Below are 1,356 nucleotides of genomic sequence, written 5' to 3'. Positions count from 1 at the left end.
GGGGCGTCNGCCCGCCGGCGGCCGGGCGCTCCGGACGGNGCCNANNNNCNNAGNGTAGTANACNGGNGGGGTGTTCGGCGGCACGCGGGCGCGAGGCCGTGGCGGGGCCGTCCCGGAAGGTTTCACGTGGAACGTCGCTTCCGTGCCCCGCGGGCGCCAAGGCCCGGCGCTGCCGGGCGCGTTCGCGGTTGGGGCGGATGCGCCCGGGTGCGTAGGGTCCGGCTGTTTTCCGTTGTCGGGACCGCGCCGCGGGGTCTCCCGACGACGAGGCCGTACGGAACGACGGGACGAGGCACGACATGCACAGGGACAGCGAGCACGTACCGGAGCTGGTGACCGCGGCGCGGGCGGGTGACGTCCGGGCGCGCGAACGGCTCGTCGAGGACTACCTGCCGCTGGTCTACAACGTGGTGGGGCGGGCGCTGGACGGCCACGCGGACGTGGACGACGTGGTCCAGGACACCATGTTCCGGGCGCTGGACGGGCTGGGCGGGCTGCGTGAGCCGTCCCGGTTCCGGTCCTGGCTGGTCGCCATAGCGATGAACCAGATACGCCGCCGCTGGAACGACCGCCGGCAGGCGCCGGTCGCGTCGCTGGAGCGCGTCGCGGAACGACCGGACCCGGCGGGCGACTTCGTGGACCTGACGATCCTGCGGCTCGGCCTGTCCGGTCAGCGGCGGGAGGTTGCCGAGGCGACCCGCTGGCTGGACGAGGACGACCGGGCCTTGCTCTCCCTGTGGTGGCAGGAGGTGTCGGGCGGGCTCACCCGCGCGGAACTGACCGAGGCGCTGGGCGTCCCGGCACGGCACGCGGCGGTGCGGGTGCAGCGGATGAAGGCGCAGCTGGAGACGGGCCGGGTGGTGGTGCGCGCGCTGGCGGCGAGGCCCCGGTGCGGTGCGCTGGCACGGCTGACGGCGGACTGGGACGGGCGTCCGGCGCCGGTGTGGCGCAAGCGCGTCGCACGGCACGTGCGCGGCTGCCGCGTCTGCGGCGGGCACCGGGCGGACCTGCTGCCGGTCGAGGGGCTGCTGGCCGGCCTCGGCCTGGTCGTCCCGCTGTCCGGGTACCCGGCGGTGCCCGTCACCACGGGCACGGCGGCCTCCGCGTCCGGCGCGGCGGGCGGGGCGCACACCGGTGCGGGCGGGTCCGGCGCGGGCGGCGCGGCACGCGGGTGGGTGCCCGTGGCGGCCGTNNNCGTGCTGGTGGGCGGGGCGCTGCTGGCCGCGCTGTGGCCGGTGGCGCCCGACGCCCCCGCACCGGCCCGGAAGGAGCCCTCCCCCCGGGGGATCGCCGCGCCGGTGTCCCCGGCCCGGACGCCCGGCGCGTCCCNNGGGNCCTCCCCTCCCGCCTCCTCCC

Annotated in this window: 1 pseudogene; it reads left to right on the top strand. The window is 77.9% G+C overall.

The window, feature by feature from the left end:
• Positions 1–299 precede the first annotated feature (299 nt).
• Positions 300–1,192, top strand: a pseudogene (locus MW084_RS19185) (RNA polymerase sigma factor); the annotation flags it as partial.
• Positions 1,193–1,356 lie beyond the last annotated feature (164 nt).

The sequence above is a fragment of the Streptomyces sudanensis genome, from assembly GCF_023614315.1.
Taxonomy (GTDB): Bacteria; Actinomycetota; Actinomycetes; order Streptomycetales; family Streptomycetaceae; genus Streptomyces; species Streptomyces sudanensis.
Note: the sequence above shows the minus strand (reverse complement) of the source record. Positions and strands in the feature narration are given on the sequence as shown.